24 protein-coding genes and 1 pseudogene are annotated in these 18606 nt (G+C 66.5%); 15 read left to right on the top strand and 10 right to left on the bottom strand.

From position 1 onward, the window contains the following. Positions 1 to 3: 3 nt before the first annotated feature. Positions 4 to 153: a hypothetical protein gene (locus tag AC5Y2L_RS01145; protein WP_499939636.1), complete on the bottom strand. Its 150-nt coding sequence runs from the start codon at positions 151 to 153 to the stop codon at positions 4 to 6. 109 nt (positions 154 to 262) lie between these two features. Here AC5Y2L_RS01145 and AC5Y2L_RS01140 point away from each other — a divergent pair. The 3 genes and pseudogenes from AC5Y2L_RS01140 to AC5Y2L_RS01130 form a co-directional block, all read left to right on the top strand. After that, positions 263 to 583, top strand: a pseudogene (locus AC5Y2L_RS01140) (hypothetical protein); the annotation flags it as partial. 8 nt (positions 584 to 591) lie between these two features. Next, on the top strand, positions 592 to 1308 hold the full coding sequence (locus AC5Y2L_RS01135) for a HEAT repeat domain-containing protein (protein WP_499939635.1): 717 nt from the start codon (positions 592 to 594) through the stop codon (positions 1306 to 1308). After that, positions 1301 to 1762, top strand: coding sequence for a YbaB/EbfC family nucleoid-associated protein (locus tag AC5Y2L_RS01130; protein ID WP_499939633.1), 462 nt, complete (start codon positions 1301 to 1303; stop codon positions 1760 to 1762). The genes AC5Y2L_RS01135 and AC5Y2L_RS01130 overlap by 8 nt, the downstream gene beginning before the upstream one ends. Positions 1763 to 1771: 9 nt before the next feature. Here AC5Y2L_RS01130 and AC5Y2L_RS01125 read toward each other — a convergent pair whose 3' ends face one another. Beyond that, entirely contained in the window at positions 1772 to 2068 is a 297-nt protein-coding gene (locus tag AC5Y2L_RS01125; RefSeq protein WP_499939631.1) for a WXG100 family type VII secretion target, read from the bottom strand. Beyond that, entirely contained in the window at positions 2068 to 2367 is a 300-nt protein-coding gene (locus AC5Y2L_RS01120; RefSeq protein WP_499939630.1) for a WXG100 family type VII secretion target, read from the bottom strand. Before AC5Y2L_RS01120 ends, AC5Y2L_RS01125 begins: the two co-directional genes overlap by 1 nt. Before the next feature lie 35 nt (positions 2368 to 2402). On the opposite strand from AC5Y2L_RS01120, the gene AC5Y2L_RS01115 reads away from it, so the two are divergent. Next, complete coding sequence (locus AC5Y2L_RS01115) at positions 2403 to 2879, top strand: hypothetical protein (protein WP_499939628.1); 477 nt, start codon at positions 2403 to 2405, stop codon at positions 2877 to 2879. A 240-nt stretch (positions 2880 to 3119) separates the two neighbouring features. Next, complete coding sequence (locus AC5Y2L_RS01110; protein WP_499939627.1) at positions 3120 to 3449, top strand: DUF732 domain-containing protein; 330 nt, start codon at positions 3120 to 3122, stop codon at positions 3447 to 3449. Between the two features lie 2 nt (positions 3450 to 3451). Here AC5Y2L_RS01110 and AC5Y2L_RS01105 read toward each other — a convergent pair whose 3' ends face one another. Genes AC5Y2L_RS01105 through AC5Y2L_RS01095 form a run of 3 tightly spaced genes read right to left on the bottom strand, consistent with a single transcriptional unit; the run spans position 3452 to position 6593 of the window. Then, positions 3452 to 5320 carry a GMC family oxidoreductase N-terminal domain-containing protein gene (locus AC5Y2L_RS01105; protein ID WP_499939625.1) on the bottom strand — a complete coding sequence of 623 codons (1869 nt, stop codon included), beginning with the start codon at positions 5318 to 5320 and terminating at the stop codon, positions 3452 to 3454. After that, positions 5317 to 5646 carry a hypothetical protein gene (locus tag AC5Y2L_RS01100; protein ID WP_499939623.1) on the bottom strand — a complete coding sequence of 110 codons (330 nt, stop codon included), beginning with the start codon at positions 5644 to 5646 and terminating at the stop codon, positions 5317 to 5319. Before AC5Y2L_RS01100 ends, AC5Y2L_RS01105 begins: the two co-directional genes overlap by 4 nt. Next, the gene (locus tag AC5Y2L_RS01095) at positions 5643 to 6593 is read right to left on the bottom strand and encodes a tocopherol cyclase family protein (protein WP_499939621.1); all 951 of its coding nucleotides are present in this window, start codon (positions 6591 to 6593) and stop codon (positions 5643 to 5645) included. Before AC5Y2L_RS01095 ends, AC5Y2L_RS01100 begins: the two co-directional genes overlap by 4 nt. A 140-nt stretch (positions 6594 to 6733) precedes the next feature. Here AC5Y2L_RS01095 and AC5Y2L_RS01090 point away from each other — a divergent pair, with 140 nt between their 5' ends. Next, a complete protein-coding gene (locus AC5Y2L_RS01090; protein ID WP_499939619.1) occupies positions 6734 to 7459 on the top strand; it encodes a FadR/GntR family transcriptional regulator in 726 nt (241 codons plus the stop codon). 6 nt (positions 7460 to 7465) lie between these two features. Here the strand turns inward: AC5Y2L_RS01090 and AC5Y2L_RS01085 are convergent, their stop codons facing one another. Beyond that, the gene (locus AC5Y2L_RS01085) at positions 7466 to 8242 is read right to left on the bottom strand and encodes a DUF3109 family protein (protein WP_499939617.1); all 777 of its coding nucleotides are present in this window, start codon (positions 8240 to 8242) and stop codon (positions 7466 to 7468) included. A 163-nt stretch (positions 8243 to 8405) separates the two neighbouring features. Here AC5Y2L_RS01085 and AC5Y2L_RS01080 point away from each other — a divergent pair, with 163 nt between their 5' ends. The 9 genes from AC5Y2L_RS01080 (at position 8406) to AC5Y2L_RS01040 (ending at position 16068) form a co-directional block, all read left to right on the top strand. Then, positions 8406 to 9425, top strand: a complete 1020-nt coding sequence (locus AC5Y2L_RS01080; RefSeq protein ID WP_499939615.1) for a Ppx/GppA family phosphatase — start codon at positions 8406 to 8408, stop codon at positions 9423 to 9425. Further along, complete coding sequence (locus AC5Y2L_RS01075; protein WP_499939613.1) at positions 9422 to 10333, top strand: Rv0497 family membrane protein; 912 nt, start codon at positions 9422 to 9424, stop codon at positions 10331 to 10333. The genes AC5Y2L_RS01080 and AC5Y2L_RS01075 overlap by 4 nt, the downstream gene beginning before the upstream one ends. 16 nt (positions 10334 to 10349) lie before the next feature. Then, positions 10350 to 11192: a sugar phosphate isomerase/epimerase family protein gene (locus tag AC5Y2L_RS01070; protein ID WP_499939612.1), complete on the top strand. Its 843-nt coding sequence runs from the start codon at positions 10350 to 10352 to the stop codon at positions 11190 to 11192. Position 11193: 1 nt separating this feature from the next. After that, a complete protein-coding gene (locus tag AC5Y2L_RS01065) occupies positions 11194 to 12009 on the top strand; it encodes a thioesterase family protein (RefSeq protein ID WP_499939610.1) in 816 nt (271 codons plus the stop codon). A gap of 22 nt (positions 12010 to 12031) precedes the next feature. After that, complete coding sequence (gene proC, locus AC5Y2L_RS01060) at positions 12032 to 12901, top strand: pyrroline-5-carboxylate reductase (RefSeq protein ID WP_499939609.1); 870 nt, start codon at positions 12032 to 12034, stop codon at positions 12899 to 12901. Positions 12902 to 13039: 138 nt separating this feature from the next. Further along, positions 13040 to 13291, top strand: a complete 252-nt coding sequence (locus AC5Y2L_RS01055) for a cell division/environmental response transcriptional regulator (RefSeq protein WP_499939607.1) — start codon at positions 13040 to 13042, stop codon at positions 13289 to 13291. Positions 13292 to 13698: 407 nt separating this feature from the next. After that, entirely contained in the window at positions 13699 to 13800 is a 102-nt protein-coding gene (locus AC5Y2L_RS01050; RefSeq protein ID WP_003402602.1) for a 30S ribosomal protein bS22, read from the top strand. A 79-nt stretch (positions 13801 to 13879) separates the two neighbouring features. Further along, positions 13880 to 14995, top strand: coding sequence for an SDR family oxidoreductase (locus tag AC5Y2L_RS01045; protein ID WP_499939605.1), 1116 nt, complete (start codon positions 13880 to 13882; stop codon positions 14993 to 14995). Positions 14996 to 15000: 5 nt separating this feature from the next. Continuing rightward, positions 15001 to 16068: a lysophospholipid acyltransferase family protein gene (locus AC5Y2L_RS01040; protein ID WP_499939603.1), complete on the top strand. Its 1068-nt coding sequence runs from the start codon at positions 15001 to 15003 to the stop codon at positions 16066 to 16068. 69 nt (positions 16069 to 16137) lie between these two features. Here the strand turns inward: AC5Y2L_RS01040 and AC5Y2L_RS01035 are convergent, their stop codons facing one another. The 3 genes from AC5Y2L_RS01035 to AC5Y2L_RS01025 are packed head-to-tail and all read right to left on the bottom strand — an operon-like array spanning position 16138 to position 18534. After that, positions 16138 to 17043 (bottom strand): cyclopropane mycolic acid synthase family methyltransferase, encoded by a 906-nt coding sequence (locus tag AC5Y2L_RS01035; RefSeq protein ID WP_499939601.1) that lies wholly within the window; start codon positions 17041 to 17043, stop codon positions 16138 to 16140. Beyond that, entirely contained in the window at positions 17040 to 17567 is a 528-nt protein-coding gene (locus AC5Y2L_RS01030; protein WP_499939599.1) for an FAS1-like dehydratase domain-containing protein, read from the bottom strand. The genes AC5Y2L_RS01035 and AC5Y2L_RS01030 overlap by 4 nt, the downstream gene beginning before the upstream one ends. Before the next feature lie 49 nt (positions 17568 to 17616). After that, complete coding sequence (locus AC5Y2L_RS01025; protein ID WP_499939597.1) at positions 17617 to 18534, bottom strand: HAD family hydrolase; 918 nt, start codon at positions 18532 to 18534, stop codon at positions 17617 to 17619. Positions 18535 to 18606: the final 72 nt, after the last annotated feature.

Below are 18606 nucleotides of genomic sequence, written 5' to 3'. Positions count from 1 at the left end.
TGCCTAGAAGGGTGGTGGTTCCTCGGGTGGGGCGGGTCCGGCGGCGGCGGCTTCGGCGTGGCGGGCGGCGCGGCACAGGCTGGGGAACAGCAACGCACTGCCCGGGGTGGCGTCACGTTGGCGCGTTCGGCGCTGACCACGGAGCGGGAACATTGAAAAACCCGCGGAACCTCGCAGGGTGTCCGGCACTGGCTCTCGACTAGCATCGGCTCGGTGAGTCTGCTGGGCCGTTCGCTGGTCATGATCTGGGCCCGACTTCTGGGATACCACAGGCCGCCAAGTAATCGAGGTCAAGAACAAAAATTCACTGAACAATTACGATGACGACCAGATTATGGACTCTGTGCGACTCGCCGCCGGCCAAGAGCCGCCTTATTCGGTGGTGCTCGTTGTCGATAACCGGACTCAATTGTCAAGTGCGGTCAATGATCTCGTCAACCAAGGCAAGGTCGAAGTGATTCGCGAGGAATTGTACGACAATATCCCAGCGGGCCAGATACCGAGACCCTTTATCCCTGAACCGAATTGGACACCGCCTGTGTCGCGCGACCCGAAGCCACTTATCGGGCTGGCTGTGCCATGAGGGATCGAGTGATCGGATCAGCGAGCCGACCGAGCAGCGACGATTGGCTGACCAGGATTCCGGCGCGTTTCAAAGACGGCAAGGAAGGCTTCGACCTACGCCTGGCCCGCGATCTCGGCGCGGTCGGAGTCAAGGCATACACGCTGTCGCCGTTAGCGAATCGACCGATGAAAGAGTCGCTGCCCGAGGCTATTCCGGTGTTTGTGGATTGGCTTCTGCACCTCGACGAGCGGATACCTGATGGAAGGACACTGCAGGAGCAACTGCACAAACGTGCAATCTGGATTGGGCTTATTGACAATCTCTACGATCCGGCAGCCAAAGGCGACCAGCAGGTCATCGACACGTTGCTGGACCAGTTCGACAAGCCCAACTTCCATGTCGAAGGACACTTTCCGGCCACCCGAACCCTTGATTACGTGGCCACCGCCAAAGACTTCGACCGGATGGTTGCCCTTTTCGAGAAGTCCAGCAACCATAACTGCGCCCGGTTGCCTCTGGTTCACTATGTGGGCCGGTTCAACACTGACCGGTCTCGAGCGCTCTTGTTGTCGTTCATTAAGAATGACGACGAGCTGCGGTGGGAAGCTATCCGTGCGCTGCCGAGGATGAAGCATCCTGAAGATATCGAGTTGATCGAGCAGTACCGCGGCACATCTGACGCTGCCGGTGACAAGATCATCGACACCGCTACCCGTAAACTCCGGCGGCTCGCCGATGGATGATGACTCGGAATCGGTGTCACAGCGCCTCATCGCGGCGCTGCAAAGCCAGGTGGATTATCTGCTGCACTCGAAATCCGAGCTGGAATCGTTGAGCGCGGAGATCTCTGATCGACAGCAAGCGGTCACTGTCCGGGCCACCGCGGAGGGCACCATCGACCGTGTCGCCCTGCATGCCGCGGCACGACAGTTTGATGCGATCCGGCTCGGGCAGGTCATCACTGAGACAGCCAATCAGGCGCTGCGCCAGGCCCGCGAGAAAGCGGAGCGCCGCTCCGCCGAACTGTACGAAGCCCAGCGCGACCTCATTGATGAGCTCGCTACGCGCTCTCCGGCCGCTGCCGAGACCCTGCGCCGTCTCACCCCATCCCCGCTACCGCCGACAGCGAGCAGACGGGGTCTCACCGACGAGGAGTTCGAGGAACGCCAGCGCAATGGTTGGCTGGAGCGCGGCTAGGCGCAGCATTCAGGACGGCAGCATTCTGTCGTTGACCCGTTGCGCCTCTAGGTAATTCGTGTAAGCAGTGTTGACCCTGTCGCGCAATCTCCGCAGATCAGCCAGATGTTCGGCGTTGTTGTTCTGCCACTGCTCGTGCACCGTAGAAAAGGCACCGGCCGTTGCCCCGTCAAACCCCGCCAGCAGACGCGACGCGGTCGCTTTAGCGTCCTCGGCGTGCTGGGTGAACGCCTCAATCTGGCTGTCGAGATGCGACACGAACGACCGCATTGCCTCCAGATCGTATTTGCGGGTTTCATGGGACATCAAGGCGCTCCGCTCGCATCGCCGGAACCGTCCGCGGCGACGAAGCGCGAGACTGCCTCAAGGAGCTTCGCCGATTGGCGGCCCAACCCTGCGACATGCGCCTGCAGCTTGGGCAACAGATCCGACCAGTGCTCGTCGTAAGTCGCGGCGGCTGGACCCGTCCAGACCTCCATTAGCGTGGCGTGCTGCTTATCCAGAGCGACAACCACATCCACCAGGTTGCCGTGGTGCGACTCCAAGTCACCGGCATGCTGACGAAGGTCGTCGGGGGTCAGACGTAAAGTATTCCTATTGGTCACGATGTTCTCGCATATTACCGACGGAGGTCGAGTCGATGTGGAGATCGGATTCCACCTCGCAAGCTCAGGCCGAGGTCGACTCGCTTTTCCAGACCAGCATAGATGTCGCGGCAGAGGTATTGCGGTCCTCGGCAAGCTTCGCACCATTCATGCTGACGATCGCTCGTGACGGACAGCGCAACCTGCGCCAACTGGGAATCGATCTACCGCAGCCCACCGAAGACAGCATCATCGATGCGCTTGAATTTCGCGGAGACCGCGATAACCTTCGTGCCCGTGCCACCGTCACCGATGTGTCTGTTCACGAGCCATTCCATGGCGACGCCATCAGGATCAGCATCGACCACATCGAGAACTTCAGCTCACACGCGCTCGTGCCCTACACAGTGACCGACGACGAACTCACCGTCGACACCGACGCCACACACGCAATTCCGGGAAAACCGCGACTCTCTGGCCACGGGCAGGTATCAGCGGTCCTTGATACCTGCCCGCAGCGTTGTTGCTGTTGATTGCGGGTTGTGCTGAGCCTGGGCCGTGGCGGACGGGAGCGTCTAGCGGACGGGCGCCGCCGCGGCCTGATGGTCAGGTTGGTCGCCGGTGAGTAGGCGATGAGCGGGGTGGGTGCTTTGGCCAGGTGGTCGACCAGCAAAACCTGCCACTTTTTTGACTCAAGACACGTGCACACCGACGATCCGGTCCGTGCTGCACGAGATGCGGCCCGGTAGTCACTCTGGGACAATCTGTGAGCCATGAGGCCACTACTCCTAACCCTGGCAGGCTGTTGCATCGCCCTCGGCACGGCCGTGCCAGCGCACGCCGATGGCACCGACGATGCATTCATCGCGTCACTGAACGCAGCCGGTATCACCTACTCCGACCCGGATGCGGCGGCAGGGGCAGGAAAATGGGTGTGCGACAAGCTCAGTGGGGGCTCGGAGATGTCGGATGTCGTCAAGACGCTCACATCGAAGAACTCGTCACTGAACCCGGACAAAGCCAGCAAGTTTGCGGCGATCGCTGCCAAGACTTACTGCCCGGACGCGCTCTCGCCGCCCAGCGAAACCCCCAGCGACACCTGACGCTAATCTCGCGCGCCGACGATCTCATCGGCAACGCCCAACGCCAGCGCCATGATCGACACCTGCGGGTTCACTGTCGGACTGCTGGGCACAATCGACGCGTCGGCCACCCAGACGCCCTGCACGCCGCGCAGCCGACCGGTCTCGTCCACCGGGCAGCGTTGAGCATCGGCGCCGGCGGCGGCGGTACCAGTCGGATGGAAAGCGGCCAGGTGCAGGCTGCGCGGGTCGCTGCGGGCCAGCACCTCCTGCAGCCCGGCCAGCGACGTCACCGTCTTGGCGCCCGGCAACCCGGTAAGCACCTCCACCGCCCCCGCAGCGAACAGCAATCGGCCCATGGCCTCTAACGCGACCATCAGCTTGGCGACATCCGCCCGGGCGATGTTGTAGCGCACCAGCGTCTCGCCCCGGGCCGACAGCACCGAGCCGACGCCCTGATCGGCCACCATCGCGCCGAACGTCGCGACATGAGGAGCCCGGTCCAGCCAGCCGAGCAGCTCGGCGCCGTAGCCGGGGAAGACCAAGGACCCCATACCCGGCGGTGTCGAGGTTGCCTCGATCAACACGCCGTCCGACTCGTGAAACTCGTGCACCGCGGCGCTTTGCAGCACGCCACGCCACGCATAGACGTCGTCCTCGAAGCGTCCGGCAAGCATCGTCGCGGGATGCAACGCAAGGTTGCGGCCGAGCCGCGGGTGTGCGCCAAGTTCGCTGCGCCGCAACAGACCTGGCGTCTCGGTGGCCCCAGAGGCGACCACGACGGTGTCCGCGAGCACGTCGAGCGCGGTGCCGTCGGGCCGGCGGGCGCGCACCCCGCGCGCGCGTCCGTTCCGGTGCAGCACCCGCTCGACGCGCGCCTCGGAGACTATTCGCGCGCCGGCGGCACAGGCCTGCGGCAGCGCGTTCAGGTGCACGCCGAACTTGGCGTTGTTGGGGCAGCCGATCGCGCACTGGCAGCAGCCGTCGCACCCCGGCGCGTTGCGCGGGATGGGGGCGGCCTGCCACCCCAACGAGTCGGCGGCGTCGAGCAGCAGTCGGCCGTTGCGCCCCATAATCTGCAGCGGTACCGGCGCGACCTGCAGCGTGCGCTCGACCTCCTGGAGCCGGGCCCCCAGCGCGTCCGGATCGGCCAGCCCAAGGCCGAATTCGTCACACCAGCGCTTCTGCACGCCGGGCGGCGGCCGGAAGCACGTCCCGGAGTTGACGACGGTCGTTCCGCCGACGGCCCGGCCGATCGGCAACACCACCGACGGACGACCGAGCGCGACGGTTGCGCCGGCGCCCCGGTAGAGCCCGGCATAGCGCTCGATCGGGTGGGTGGTGCGGAACTCCGCGACCGTCCAGCGCCGGCCCTCCTCGAGCACCACCGCGTCCAAGCCGGCCCGGGCCAGCGTGCGGGCCGCCATTGCCCCACCGGCCCCGGACCCGACGACAACCACGTCGGCGGTGATGACAGAGCCGCTGTCGGCGGACCTGGTGAGGTTCAGAACCGCGTCGGGCCGGGCCGCGTCATGCTGCGTCGCGCGGGAAAGCAGTTCCGCCGCATAGGTTTCCGCGCCGTCGGCCAGTAATACGATCGCCTTCATCGCCTCGAGTGCCGCGCCGGCGTCCGGGTTGAACGCGGCAAGGCGGTGCAGCAGCCGTTCGCGCTCGGCGGGTTGGAGCCGCGTCAGCGACCGCCCGGTGGTCAGGTAGCTCGCGGCCTGCAGCGACACCAGCCCGGCGTGCACCGCCCGTCGTGTGGTCGTCGGCATGCGGGTGAGGTAGCGGTCCAGGCGCTGGACGAGTTCGGCGGACGGCGGGCCGCCGAGTTCAGGCGGGAGTAGCGCCGCGCCGAACGACGCGGCCGCCCGAGCTGCCAGCCGGCTCAAATCCGTTGCCCCAGCTTGCGTCCGAGCTTGATGAAGAACGGATACGTCGCAAAGATGCCGCCGGCCGCCGCGTGCAAAGGCCATTCGGCTTTTTCCGTGTCGACGCTGAAAACGCCGCTGTTCCACATGAAGTCGCGGCCGTTGCGCGCGCGGAAGGGCCGCCACAGTAGCCCGAGGCCGGGCACGTTGTTGTAGAGCCCGAACGATCCAGCGAAGAAGACACCGAGGGTGGCGGCTTCGGCCACATCGCGACGATCCTCGGGCAGCACGCGCTCGATGAGGACGCCGGAGGCGAGCAGCAGCGGCGGGTCGAGCAGAAAACTCACGACGGTGTCCTCTCGTTGATGGCGGGCGCCTGCGCACCGCGCAGGCCCACTTCGGCGTGGCCGGTGCCCAGCACCGTCCACTGCCGGTCGTCGATTTCGATGTGGATGTCGGCCTGTTCGGTGTTGGTGCACACCGCGGTGCCTCCGTCGGGATCGGTGTAGCCCAGGCTGACGCACCGTTCAGCGGGCTGGTCGACGCGGATGAGCACCTTGCGTCCGCCGATCCGCCCTTCCAGCTGCCAGTGCCGCACGTCGAGCGTCGTCCGCATCCGCAGCGACGGCAAAGTGCTTGCGGGCCAATCTTTTCCGTCGATCCGGAAGCGAATGAAGGCCAGCGGCGCAAGCCTGCGCAGGCCGGGCTTGTGCGACACCGCCGTCACCGCCTCCAGCACGTCGCCGTCGCCGAGGTCGGCGTGGATCCAGCCCCAGCGTCTGGCGTTGCCGTGCCCGTAGATGTGGGCGACATTGCCGCGCCAGCCCTCGACGTGCTGCGTGGTGGCGCCGACGGTCAGCGAGCCGGTGAAGTCGGCGGTGGGTGCGAGGACCACCTGGGCGCCGGGCAACAGCTCGCGCTCCCACACCAAGCGGGGAAACGTCCACAGCGGCGCGCCGGTGTCCTTCCAGGACAGGTCCCAGCTGATCGATCCCGCGCGCCCGTCGAGCTTCTCGGCCGCCACCCGCGCGCCGGCGGCGTCAAACCACGCGGTCCCGGCGGCCGGCTGGACCGGCTCAGGGCCGAACCGCTCGGTGCACGGCGGGCCGTCGGCGGGGAACCAGGTGACCCAGCCGTGGGCGTAGGCAGCGCCGGTCAGGGGAGCGACCGTCTCGCAGTGCACCCACAGGCCGGCGTGGGTCACCGGATCGGACAGCGTGGCGTACCAGACCTCCAGCCGGCCGGGCCGGCCACGCCAGCGCGGCGCGGCGGCCGCGAGCAATTCGTCGTCCACGTCGTGCTCCCTCCGAAGATGCCCGCCGAGCGTGCTCTGACGGCGGAAACACCCCCGTTTTTTCGCCTTGGATGCACATTCGGCGGTGTGCGTTCCGCACACACGTCACGGTTGGTTCCCATACTATATTGGTTGAGCCAATGAACCAGTCAAATCCTTTGCAGCCGCCCGATCGGCAGCGCGTCGACGAACAGATCGCCGCGTCGATCGCCGACGCCATCCTGGACGGAGCTTTTCCGCCGGGTTCGACGTTGCCGCCCGAGCGTGAGCTGGCCGAACAGCTCAACGTCAACCGCACGTCGCTGCGACAGGGTTTGGCCCGGCTACAGCAGATGGGGCTGATCGAGGCCAAGCACGGCAGCGGAAACGTCGTACGCAATCCCGAAGGCCTGACGCATCCCGCGGTCGTCGAGGCGCTGGTGCGCAAACTGGGTCCGGAGTTCCTGGTCGAATTGCTCGAGATACGGGCGGCACTGGGACCGTTGATCGGCCGGTTGGCGGCCGAACGCAGCACCCCCGAGGACGCCGAGGCCCTGCGCGCCGCACTGCAGCAGGTGCACGATGCCGCCACCGCCGAAGCGCGCCAAGCCGCCGACCTGGCCTACTTTCGGGTGCTCATCCATAGCACCCGCAACCGAGCGCTGGGATTGATGTATCGGTGGGTCGAGCACGCCTTCGGCGGTCGCGAACACCAGCTCACCGGGGCCTACAACGATGCCGAGCCGGTAGTGGCCGACCTGCGGGCGATCACCGATGCGGTGCTGGCCGGCGACGCTGCGGCAGCCGCGACGACGGTCGAGGCATACCTGCGCGCCAGCGCGCTGCGCATGGTGGAGTCCTACCGACAAGCCGAGGACTCGATATAGGAGCGGCTACTGCGCGAGCCGGGTGGCGGGGTGCACCGCGACAAGGCCTAACTTGCTGCGGCGCTTACACATTGCGGCCAATTCCGCGTAGGCCTTCTCGCCGAGCAGTTCGGTGAGCTCGTCGGCCAGGCTCTCCCAGACCTGCTTCTTGCCGATGTGAGCGGCCGGATCGCCGGTGCAATACCAGTGCAGGTCAGCGCCGCCGGACCCCCAGCCGCGGCGGTCGTATTCGGCGACCGTGGTCTTCAGGATCTCGCTGCCGTCGGGCCGGGTCACCCACTCCTGGCTGCGGCGGATCGGCAGCTGCCAACACACGTCGGGTTTCATCGTCAGCGGCGCGACGCCCAGCTTGAGGGCTTTGCTGTGCAGCGCGCAGCCGGCCCCACCGCGAAACCCGGGGCGGTTCAGGAAGATGCACGCGTCCTTGTGTTTACGGGTTCGGTACTGCTGTTCGCCGTCATGCTCGTCGAGTTCGAGATAACCCTTGCGGCCCAAGCCTTTTTCGCGGTATTGCCAGTCGTCGTCGGTCAGCTTCTTTACCGCGTCGTCCAGCCGGGCGCGGTCGTCGTCGTCGGACAGGAATGCGCCGTGCGAGCAACACCCGTCGTGCGGGCGGCCCGCGACGGTGCCCCGGCACGCCGGAGTGCCGAACACGCACGTCCAGCGCGAAAGCAACCAGGTGAGGTCGGCCGCGATCAGATGCTCAGGATTGTCGGGGTCGTAGAACTCCACCCACTCACGGGCGAAATCCAGCTCGACTTCTCTGCCCGCCGAATCAGCCACGTACTCAACGTTAAACCACAATCCGCACCCGCGAAGGTGCGTGCCGGTACGGCGACACGCCGCGCAGGGCGGCATTATGCGCACGCTCGCGCCGGAGGGCCGCCGACGAGATGCCCAAGCGGGCCGCTCGGCGCTGCCCCGCAGCACCGACTAGGTTTATTTCGTGCGATTGGGCGTGCTCGACGTGGGTAGCAACACGGTGCATCTGCTGGTGGTAGATGCCCACCGGGGCGGACACCCGACGCCGATGAGTTCGACGAAGGCCACGTTGCGGCTGTCCGAGGCGACCGACAGTTCGGGCAAGATCACCAAGCGCGGTGCCGACAAGCTGGTTTCCACCATCGACGAGTTCGCCAAGATCGCGGTCAGCTCCGGCTGCTCGGAGTTGATGGCGTTTGCTACCTCGGCCGTGCGGGAAGCAGAGAACTCCGACGACGTGCTGGCCCGGGTCCGCAAGGAAGCCGGCGTCAAACTCCAGGTGCTCTCCGGAGTGGACGAATCCCGGCTGACCTTCCTCGCGGTGCGCCGATGGTACGGGTGGAGCGCGGGCCGAATCATCAACCTCGACATCGGCGGCGGTTCGCTGGAACTGAGCAGCGGGGTCGACGAGGAGCCAGAGGTCGCGATGTCGCTGCCGCTCGGCGCCGGCCGGCTCACCCGCGATTGGCTGCCCGACGATCCGCCCGGCCGGCGGCGGGTTGCGATGCTGCGTGACTGGCTGGACGCCGAGCTGGCGGAGGCCAGCGCGAAGATGCTCGAAGCCGGCCCGCCTGACCTGGCGGTCGCGACGTCGAAGACCTTCCGCTCGTTGGCACGGCTTACCGGTGCGGCGCCGTCGGCCGCCGGACCGCGGGTAAAGCGCACGCTGACCGCCAACGGCCTGCGGCAACTGATCGCGTTTATCTCTAGGATGGCGGCGGTTGACCGTGCCGAACTGGAAGGGGTGAGCGCCGAGCGGGCACCGCAAATCGTGGCGGGCGCGCTGGTGGCGGAGGCGAGCATGCGAGCGCTGTCGATTGAAACGGTGGATATCTGCCCGTGGGCGCTGCGGGAAGGCCTGATCCTGCGCAAACTCGACAGCGAAGCCGACGGAACCGGCCTCGTGGAGACCTGGGTGCGGGATGCTGGAGGTCAGGTAAGTGATCGGAACGCGGCAAGCCGATCGAGAGGCGACAAACCATGACCGGACCAGACCCCGAGACCCAGGATCCCGACGCCCGCCCCATCTCGGTGGCCGAACTGCTGGCCAGGAATGGCACCATCGGCGAGCCGGCGGTCACCCGGCGGCGGCGTCGCCGACGCGGTGACAGCGAAGCGGTATCGGTCGCCGAGCTGACCGGCGAGATTCCGATCGTCGACGACGAGGCCGACGAGGCGCCCGCCCAAGGAGCCGCATCGGCAGGTGACGCGTACTGGTCGGCGCCTGAACCGCGCTGGCCGAAGTCCCCACCCCAGGCCAAGCGCCCGTCGGGGCCGGAACGCAGCGCCTACCCGCGGCCGCTGCCCCGCGAGGACGAGGCCGAGCGGCCCGAGGACACCCGCCGCGTCCAGTCCGGTGCCGAGGGGATGAGCCCGGACCCCATCGAGCACTACGGCGACATGCCGGTGGACGTGATGGACTCCGAGGTCAGCGAAGCCGAACCGGCTACCGAGGACTCCGCGTACGTGCGGTCGTATTTGCAGGCGCCGGAGGGAACGCTGTTCGGCGGGCAGACTCTGGCCGACGAGCTGGCCCGCCGCCGCGGTGACGAGGCCGCCGCGGCCGTGGAGGAGCCAGCCGAGGAGCTCGACGAGCCCGACGAGAGCCATGGGTCGCACCCCAGGCTCGAGGCGCTGTGGCACGGAACGGTGGTGGTCCTGCAGTCGATGCTGGCCGTGGCGTTCGGCGCCGGTTTGTTCATCGCCTTCGACCAGCTGTGGCGCTGGAACAGCATCGTCACGCTGGTGCTATCGGTGCTGGTCATCCTGGGCCTGGTGGTCGGCGTGCGGGTGGTTCGCAAAACCGAGGACATCGCCAGCACCTTGATCGCCGTCGCGGTCGGGGCGCTGATCACCTGGGGACCATTGGTGCTCTCCTTGCAAACGGGCTAGGGGTCACCGGGAGATCGTGCGCCCAGCAATCAAAGTTGGCTTGTCGACGGCCTCGGTCTACCCATTGCGGGCCGAGGCCGCGTTCGAGTATGCCGCCAGGCTCGGCTACGACGGCGTCGAGCTGATGGTGTGGAGCGAATCGGTCAGCCAGGACATCGATGCCGTCGGCGAACTGTCCCGGCGCTACCACGTGCCGGTGCTGTCGGTGCACGCCCCTTGCTTGTTGATCTCGCAGCGGGTATGGGGTTCCAATCCCATCAACAAGCTGGAACGCAGCGTGCAGGCCGCCGAGCAGCTGGGCGCGCAGACCGTCGTCGTACATCCGCCGTTCCGCTGGCAGCGGCGCTACGCCGAGGGATTTCGCGACCAGGTTGCCGCCCTGGAAGCATCGAGCGATGTGATGGTGGCCGTGGAGAACATGTTTCCGTTCCGGGCGGACCGGTTTTTTCGCGTCGATCAGTCCCGGGAACGGATGCGGAAACGCGGCGGCGGGCCCGGTCCGGCGATTTCGGCGTTCGCGCCGTCCTACGACCCGCTGGACGGCAACCACGCGCACTACACGCTGGACCTGTCACATACCTCGACCGCGGGCAGCGACGCGCTGGAGATGGCCCGCCGGATGGGCTCGGGGCTGGTCCACCTGCACTTGTGCGACGGCAGTGGCCTGCCCGCCGACGAGCATCTGGTGCCCGGACGCGGTACCCAGCCCACCGCCGAGGTGTGCCAGCTGCTGGCCAGCGGGAAATTCGCCGGCCACGTGGTGCTGGAGGTGTCCACCTCGAGCGCACGATCGGCCAACGAACGCGAGGACATGCTGGCCGAGTCGTTGCAGTTCGCCCGCACCCACCTGCTGCGCTGACATGGACACTTCGTTCACCAGCGCAATGGCCTTGCGCGAAGTCCAGGCTGACGGGGACGACCCGGTGTATGAGGGCGAGCTCAACGAGCACTGGACCATCGGGCCCAAGGTGCACGGCGGCGCGATGGTGGCGCTGTGCGGCAACGCTGCCCGCACCGCCTACGGCAACAGCGGCTTGCAACCCGTCGCGGTGTCGGCGAACTTCCTGCGAGCGCCCGATCCGGGCCCGATGCGGCTGGTGACGTCGATCCGTAAGCGGGGCCGGCGGATCAGCGTGGTCGACGTCGAGCTGGCCCAGGATGAGCGGACCGCGGTGCACGCCGTGGTCACCCTGGGTGAGCCGGAGCATCGGCACGCGCCTTTGCTGACGGCGAATCCGGTGAGCGACCTGATGGCACCGGAACCGCCCGACGACGTCGCTCCCATCGGACCCGGACACCCATTGGCCGGCCTGGTGCACTTGGGTGCGGGCTGCGACATCCGGCCGCTGCTGTCGACGCTTCGGCCCGCCCCCGACGGGCGACCGCCGGTGATCCAGATGTGGGCCCGCCCCCGCCACGCCGGACCCGATGCGCTGTTTGCCCTGCTGTGCGGTGATCTGTCTGCGCCGGTCACCTTCGCCGTAGACCGCACCGGCTGGGCGCCTACGGTGCAGTTCACCGCGTTGCTGCGCGCCCTGCCGGCCGACGGGTGGCTGCGGGTGATGTGTAGCTGCACCGAGATCGGCCAGGAGTGGTTCGACGAAGACCACACCGTTGTGGACAGCGCGGGTCGCCTGGTGTTGCAGTCACGCCAACTGGCGCTCGTGCCCCGGTAGCGCGTCTGGAATGCTTTCCGGCATGGCAAGAATCGCGATCGTCGGGGGCGGCAACATCGGCGAGGCACTGCTGTCGGGCCTGCTTCGAGCGGGGCGACAGGTCAAGGACCTGGTGGTCGCCGAGCGGATGCCGGACCGCGCCAAGTACCTGGCGGACACGTATTCGGTGTTGGTGACGTCGGTGTCCGAGGCGGTGGAGAACGCGACGTTCGTCGTCGTCGCGGTGAAGCCGGCCGACGTCGAAGTGGTGATCGGGGACCTGGCTCGGGCCGCAGCCGAAAACGACGGCGTCGAGCAGGTGTTCGTCACCGTGGCCGCCGGCATTTCGATTTCCTATTTCGAGTCCAAGCTGCCGGCGGGCACACCGGTGATCCGGGCCATGCCCAACGCGGCGGCCTTGGTGGCCGCCGGGGTGACCGCGCTGGCCAAGGGCCGCTTCGTCACCGCTGAACAGCTAGAGGAGGTCTCCGCACTGTTCGATGCGGTCGGGGGCGTACTGACTGTGCCCGAGGCGCAGCTGGACGCCGTGACCGCGGTGTCCGGGTCCGGGCCCGCCTACTTCTTCCTGATGGTCGAGGCGCTGGTGGACGCCGGCGTGGCGGCGGGCCTGAGCCGTCACGTGGCCGCCGACCTGACCGCCCAGACGATGGCGGGATCGGCGGCGATGCTGCTGGAGCGGATGGAACAAGACCGGCGCAGGGCCGACGGCGAGCCGTCGGGAATACCGGCCGACACCACGGCAGCGCAGCTGCGGGCGACGGTCACGTCGCCGGGTGGGACTACCGCCGCTGCGCTGCGCGAACTGGAACGCGGTGGCTTGCGGGCCGCCGTCGACGCGGCGGTCCAGGCCGCCAAAACCCGGTCTGAGCAGCTAAGAATTACATCGGAATAATTCAGGAATTTTGAACTGATTATCCCCCACCAGTACCAGTAACCCCACTAGTCCCGCTATTCTCCTCTTTGTAAGCACGTGTTGGTCCAGCGGAGGGGAAGCCGCTGGGATGCGCGTGCCTGACACGATTGGGTTGCGATGACGTCTTCCAACGGGCCATCGGCTGGCGGGAAATCGGCGCGGGACACCGGTTCCGTCGACGGCCAGCAGGCCAGGACGCAATTTCTCACCGTGGCCGAGGTGGCGGCGCTGATGCGGGTCTCCAAGATGACGGTGTACCGGCTGGTGCACAACGGCGAACTGCCTGCGGTTCGGGTGGGGCGGTCGTTCCGGGTACACGCCAAGGCCGTGCACGACATGCTGGAGACCTCCTACTTCGACGCGGGATAGTCCCGCGGGCCGGCGCTTTCGGCTCCCGACGCCGAGCTGACCACTCGGCCAGTTACGACGCAGCCGGTTCAGGCGCACTGGTGGCGTCGAATTTGAATCTGTGGCGTCGCGTGTGAACCGGTGGCGTTCGGAGTGCGTATACGGCGGAAATTCGGCCTGATTCCCGCCCTGGCTACACTCCCAACGCCCAGGCTTCACGCGCAACGCCCGCGCCTCACACGCAAAGCCCGAGACGACGAATCCCGCCGCGGGCGCTGAGGCCGGATGGCTGGCGGACGGAGACCGCTCGCCCTGCCCTGATCGCGTCGCAAGGTGGCGGCCGGTTTGGTGTTCCGCGCGGCCGGCCGGGTAAAGTGGCGAGGTCCTTTTGTAGTCGTTGATCAGTCGCGTGTCGGATAGCGGAGTTCATGGGTTCAGTAATCAAGAAGCGGCGCAAGCGCATGTCGAAGAAGAAGCACCGCAAGCTGCTGCGTCGCACCCGGGTGCAGCGCAGAAAACTCGGCAAGTAGGCCCCTGAGTAGGCGCTGCCCCCGCGGACCGTCACCCGACCGTAATGCCCCTGTTTCGCTCGGCCGCTAGGCTGTCTGGGTGGATTCGTCGAGCGGGGACGGTGGCGGCATCAGCGACACCGTGCATTACCCCAAAGTCGTGCTGGTCACCGGCGCATGCCGGTTTCTGGGTGGCTACCTGACCGCCCGGCTCGCGCAGAATCCGTTGATCAACGGCGTGATCGCCGTGGATGCGATCGCCCCGAGCAAAGACATGCTGCGCCGGATGGGCCGCGCCGAGTTCGTTCGCGCCGACATTCGTAACCCCTTTATCGCCAAGGTGATTCGAAACGGCGAAGTCGACACCGTGGTGCATGCGGCGGCGGCGTCGTACGCGCCCCGCGCCGGCGGCAGCGCGGCTCTGAAGGAGCTCAACGTGATGGGCGCGATGCAACTGTTCGCGGCCTGCCAGAAGGCTCCTTCGGTACGCCGCGTCGTGCTGAAGTCCACCTCCGAGGTGTACGGCTCGAGCGCACACGATCCGGTGATGTTCACCGAGGACAGCACCAGCCGCCGCCCGTTCCGCGAGGGTTTTGCCAAGGACAGCCTCGATATCGAGGGTTACGCGCGCGGGCTGGGCCGGCGCCGGCCCGACATCGCGGTGACAATTCTGCGGCTGGCCAACATGATTGGCCCCGCGATGGACACCACGTTGTCGCGGTATCTGGCCGGGCCGTTGGTCCCGACGATGTTCGGCCGGGATGCACGTTTGCAGTTGCTGCACGAGCAGGACGCGCTGGGTGCGCTCGAGCGCGCGGCGATGGCGGGGAAGGCGGGCACCTTCAACATCGGGGCCGACGGCGTCATCATGCTGTCGCAGGCGATACGGCGTGCCGGCCGAATTCCGTTGCCAGTACCCGGATTTGGTGTCTGGATCCTGGATTCGCTGAGGCGGGCTAACCATTACACCGAGATCAATCGGGAGCAATTCGACTACTTGAGTTATGGCAGGGTGATGGACACCACCAGGATGCGTTCCGAACTGGGATACCAACCGAAATGGACGACGGCCGAGGCGTTCGACGATTACGTTCGTGGCCGCGGCTTGACTCCCATAATCGACCCTGATCGGGTACGCTCTCTGGAAGGTCGTGCCATCGCGTTGGCGCAGCGCTGGGGTAGCCGAAATCCAATTCCATGGGGTGGAGTTAGGTAAATATCGTGCCGGGTGAATCCAGAGCGAATGTCATTCCACTGCACAGTAATCGGGGCCGGGTAGCGGCGCGGAGACGCGCGGACCAACGAGCCGAGGCGTCCCGTCAGCACCCCTCGTTGCTTTCCGATCCACGGGGTCGCGCAACGGCCGAACAGATCGCCGCGGTGGTTCGCGAAATCGACGACCGTCGGCGCGCCGCCGGAACGCCGGGCGCCGCTGAGGCTCCCCTGAATGAACTCGCGCAGCGGGTCGCGTCGGTAGCCGGGTTCTTCCGCCAGCGGCTGACCGGTGACTACAGCGTCGACGAATTCGGGTTCGACCCGCATTTCAATGACGCCATCGTTCGGCCGCTGCTGAGGTTCTTCTTCAAGTCCTGGTTCCGGGTGGAAGTCAGCGGCGTCGAGCACCTCCCGGCCGAGGGCGCGGCACTGGTGGTGGCCAACCACGCCGGGGTATTGCCGTTCGACGGTTTGATGCTGTCGGTCGCGGTGCACGACGAGCACCCCGCGCAACGGGACCTGCGACTGTTGGCCGCCGACATGGTGTTCGACCTACCGGTGATCGGCGAGACGGCCCGCAAAGCGGGCCACACCATGGCCTGCACGACGGATGCGCACCGGTTGCTCGCCTCCGGGGAGCTCACCGCGGTGTTCCCAGAGGGCTACAAGGGGCTGGGCAAGCGCTTCGAGGACCGCTACCGGCTGCAGCGGTTCGGCCGCGGGGGGTTCGTGTCCGCCGCCCTGCGCACCAAGGCGCCGATCGTGCCCTGCTCGATCATCGGCTCCGAGGAGATCTACCCCATGGTGGCCGACGTCAAGCTGCTGGCGCGGCTGTTCGGCCTGCCGTATTTCCCGGTGACCCCGCTGTTCCCGTTGGCCGGTCCGGCCGGTTTGGTGCCGTTGCCGTCGAAGTGGCGCATCGCGTTCGGGGAGCCGATCTACACCGCCGACTACGCCGCGAGCGACGCCGACGACCCTATGGTCACCTTCGAGCTGACCGACCAGGTACGCGAGACCATCCAGCAGACGCTGTACCGGCTGCTGGCCGGGCGGCGCAACGTCTTCTTGGGCTGAGCACGTTCATCCGACACGAAAACGCCCCGACGGCTCGCGGCCACCGGGGCGTTTTGCGTAGCTGCGGCGCTACTTCTCCATCGTGAACTGGCACACGTTGGTGTAGCCGTCGCGGAACAACTCGGCGCATCCCCGCAGGTAGTGCATGTAGGTGTCGAAGACCTTCTCGCCTTGCAGCTCGATGGCCTCGTCGCGGTGTGCTTCCAGGTTGTCGGCCCACGTCGTCAGCGTCGGCACGTAGTGCTCGCCGATGAAGTGGTGCCGGGTGATGTTGAAGCCGGCCTCGGTGGCGTACTTGTCGACCATGTCGACCTGGGGCAGCTTCCCGCCCGGGAAGATCTCCTTGAGGATGAACGAGATGAAGCGGAACAGCTTCATCGACGGTTTCAGGCCCATCTTTTCGCCCTCTTCGGCCGACGGCACCACGATGGAGTGCAGCAGCATCACGCCGTCGTCGGGCAGCAGGCTGTAGTACTTCTTGAAGAAGGTGGCGTAGCGCTCGTATCCGGCGTCGCCCGCGCCGTCGGCGAAGTGCTCGAAAGCCCCCAGCGACACGATGCGGTCAATCGGCTCGTCGAAAAGCTCCCAGCCCTGCAGCCGAACCTCCTTGCGGCGGGGGCTGTCCATTTCGGCGAACTTCTGCTTGTCGTGCGCCAGCTGGTTCTCGCTCAGCGTCAACCCGATCACGTTGACGTCGTACTTCTCCACTGCGTGTCGCATGGTCGAGCCCCAGCCGCAGCCGATGTCGAGCAGCGTCATGCCGGGCTGCAGCCCGAGCTTGCCCAGGGCGAGATCACGCTTGGCGCGCTGGGCTTCCTCCAACGTCATGTCCGGACGTTCGAAGTAGGCGCAGCTGTAGGTCATCGACGGGTCTAGCCACAGCTTGAAGAATTCGTTTGAGCGGTCGTAGTGGGACTGGACTTTTTCGACCGGTGGCTTCAGCTGAATGCCACTCGTTTCACCTTGTGACGTCATTGATCGGAACCTACTTTCTCAGCTGATATGGATGCGATCGCGGCGACGGTTTCTTCAGCGCTCGCGTCTTGATGTGCGGCTTCTCCCAGCATCGTAACGACGCCGGTGACCACCGGTTTACCTTCGGCATCTGTGATCTCGCTGCGAATTTCAGCGAGGACCGTGCCGTGTGACTCGATCACCGAGTCTAGATAGGTGTCGAAGTAGAGCCTGTCGTGGGCAAGGATTGGCCGGTGGAACCGCAATTTCTGATCGCGGTGAAACACCCGGGCGATGTTGATCGGGATCTTGAACTTGGTGAAGATCTCCAGCTGCACCCGCCGTCCGGCAATCGCCGCGAATGTCAACGGCGCCACCAGCGCGGGGTAACCGGCTTCGGCGGCGGCGGCCTCGTCGTAGTGCGCCGGATGGTCGTCTTTGACCGCGGCCGCAAACTCCCGGATCTTCTCCCGCCCGACTTCGAAGTAGTCCGGCGCCCGGTAGTTGCTGCCGATGAGTCCCTGGGCTCCCTCGGGAACTGTCATGCCCCTGCCGCTCTCTGCTGTCAAATTTGATGGTCAGCGGCGCAGCTTATCAGCGTGATTGCCGTCGCGACGCCAAAGCCGCCAGCGCGCCGCCCGCCGCGCCCAGCGCCAGGGCCGACGGCACACCGATCTTGGCGGCCTTGCGGGCGGTCCGGAAGTCGCGGATCGCCCACCCCCGTTCCCGGGCCAGGTTACGCAGGCGGGTGTCGGGGTTGATCACGACCGCGGTGCCCACCAGCGAGAGCATTGGGACGTCGTTGTAGCTGTCGGAGTATGCCGTACAACGTTTGAGGTTGAGGCCCTCGCGGATCGCCAGCGACCGCACCGCGTGAGCCTTTCCGGTGCCGTGCAGAATCTCGCCGACCAGCCTGCCGGTGAAAACCCCGTCGACCGACTCGGCGACGGTACCCAGGGCGCCGGTCAGGCCAAGCCGGCGCGCGATGGTCAGCGCGAGCTCGTACGGCGTGGCGGTGATCAACCACACCTGTTGGCCGGCGTCGAGGTGCATCTGGGTGAGCTCGCGGGTGCCGGGCCAGATCTTGTCGGCAATGATCTCGTCGTAGATCTCCTCGCCGAGTGCCACCAGCTCGTCGACCGACCGGCCCGCGATGAAGGTGAGCGCCTTGCGGCGGCCGGCGGCAGCGTCGTTGCTGAATTCCTTGCCGAGTATTTGGTATTTGGCCTGCGCGTAGACGAAGCCGATGACATCGCGGTAGGTGAAGTAGTTGCGAGCGGCCAGCCCCCGGGCGAAGTGTGCCAGCGACGACCCCTGCACCAGGGTGTTGTCCACGTCGAAGAAGGCGGCGGCGGTCAGGTCGACCGGTGGCTGCGGACGATCCTCTTCCGGAGCGGTCTGCAGATCGCGCAACGCACGCTCGGCGCTCGCGTTGTCGGCCAGCGTCGACAGATCGACGTCGTGAGTGCCGTCTGGGCTGCCTGGATGAGCGCCCGGGTCAGAGGAAGCCATCGCCGAACCTCCTAAATCGCGTTCCCGCCCGGTGGCCGCAAGGTGATCGGTATCAACCCTATCTGGCCTGCG

The sequence above is a fragment of the Mycobacterium sp. NGS66 genome, from assembly GCF_059812225.1.
This window is presented reverse-complemented; position numbering and strand designations above follow the sequence as displayed.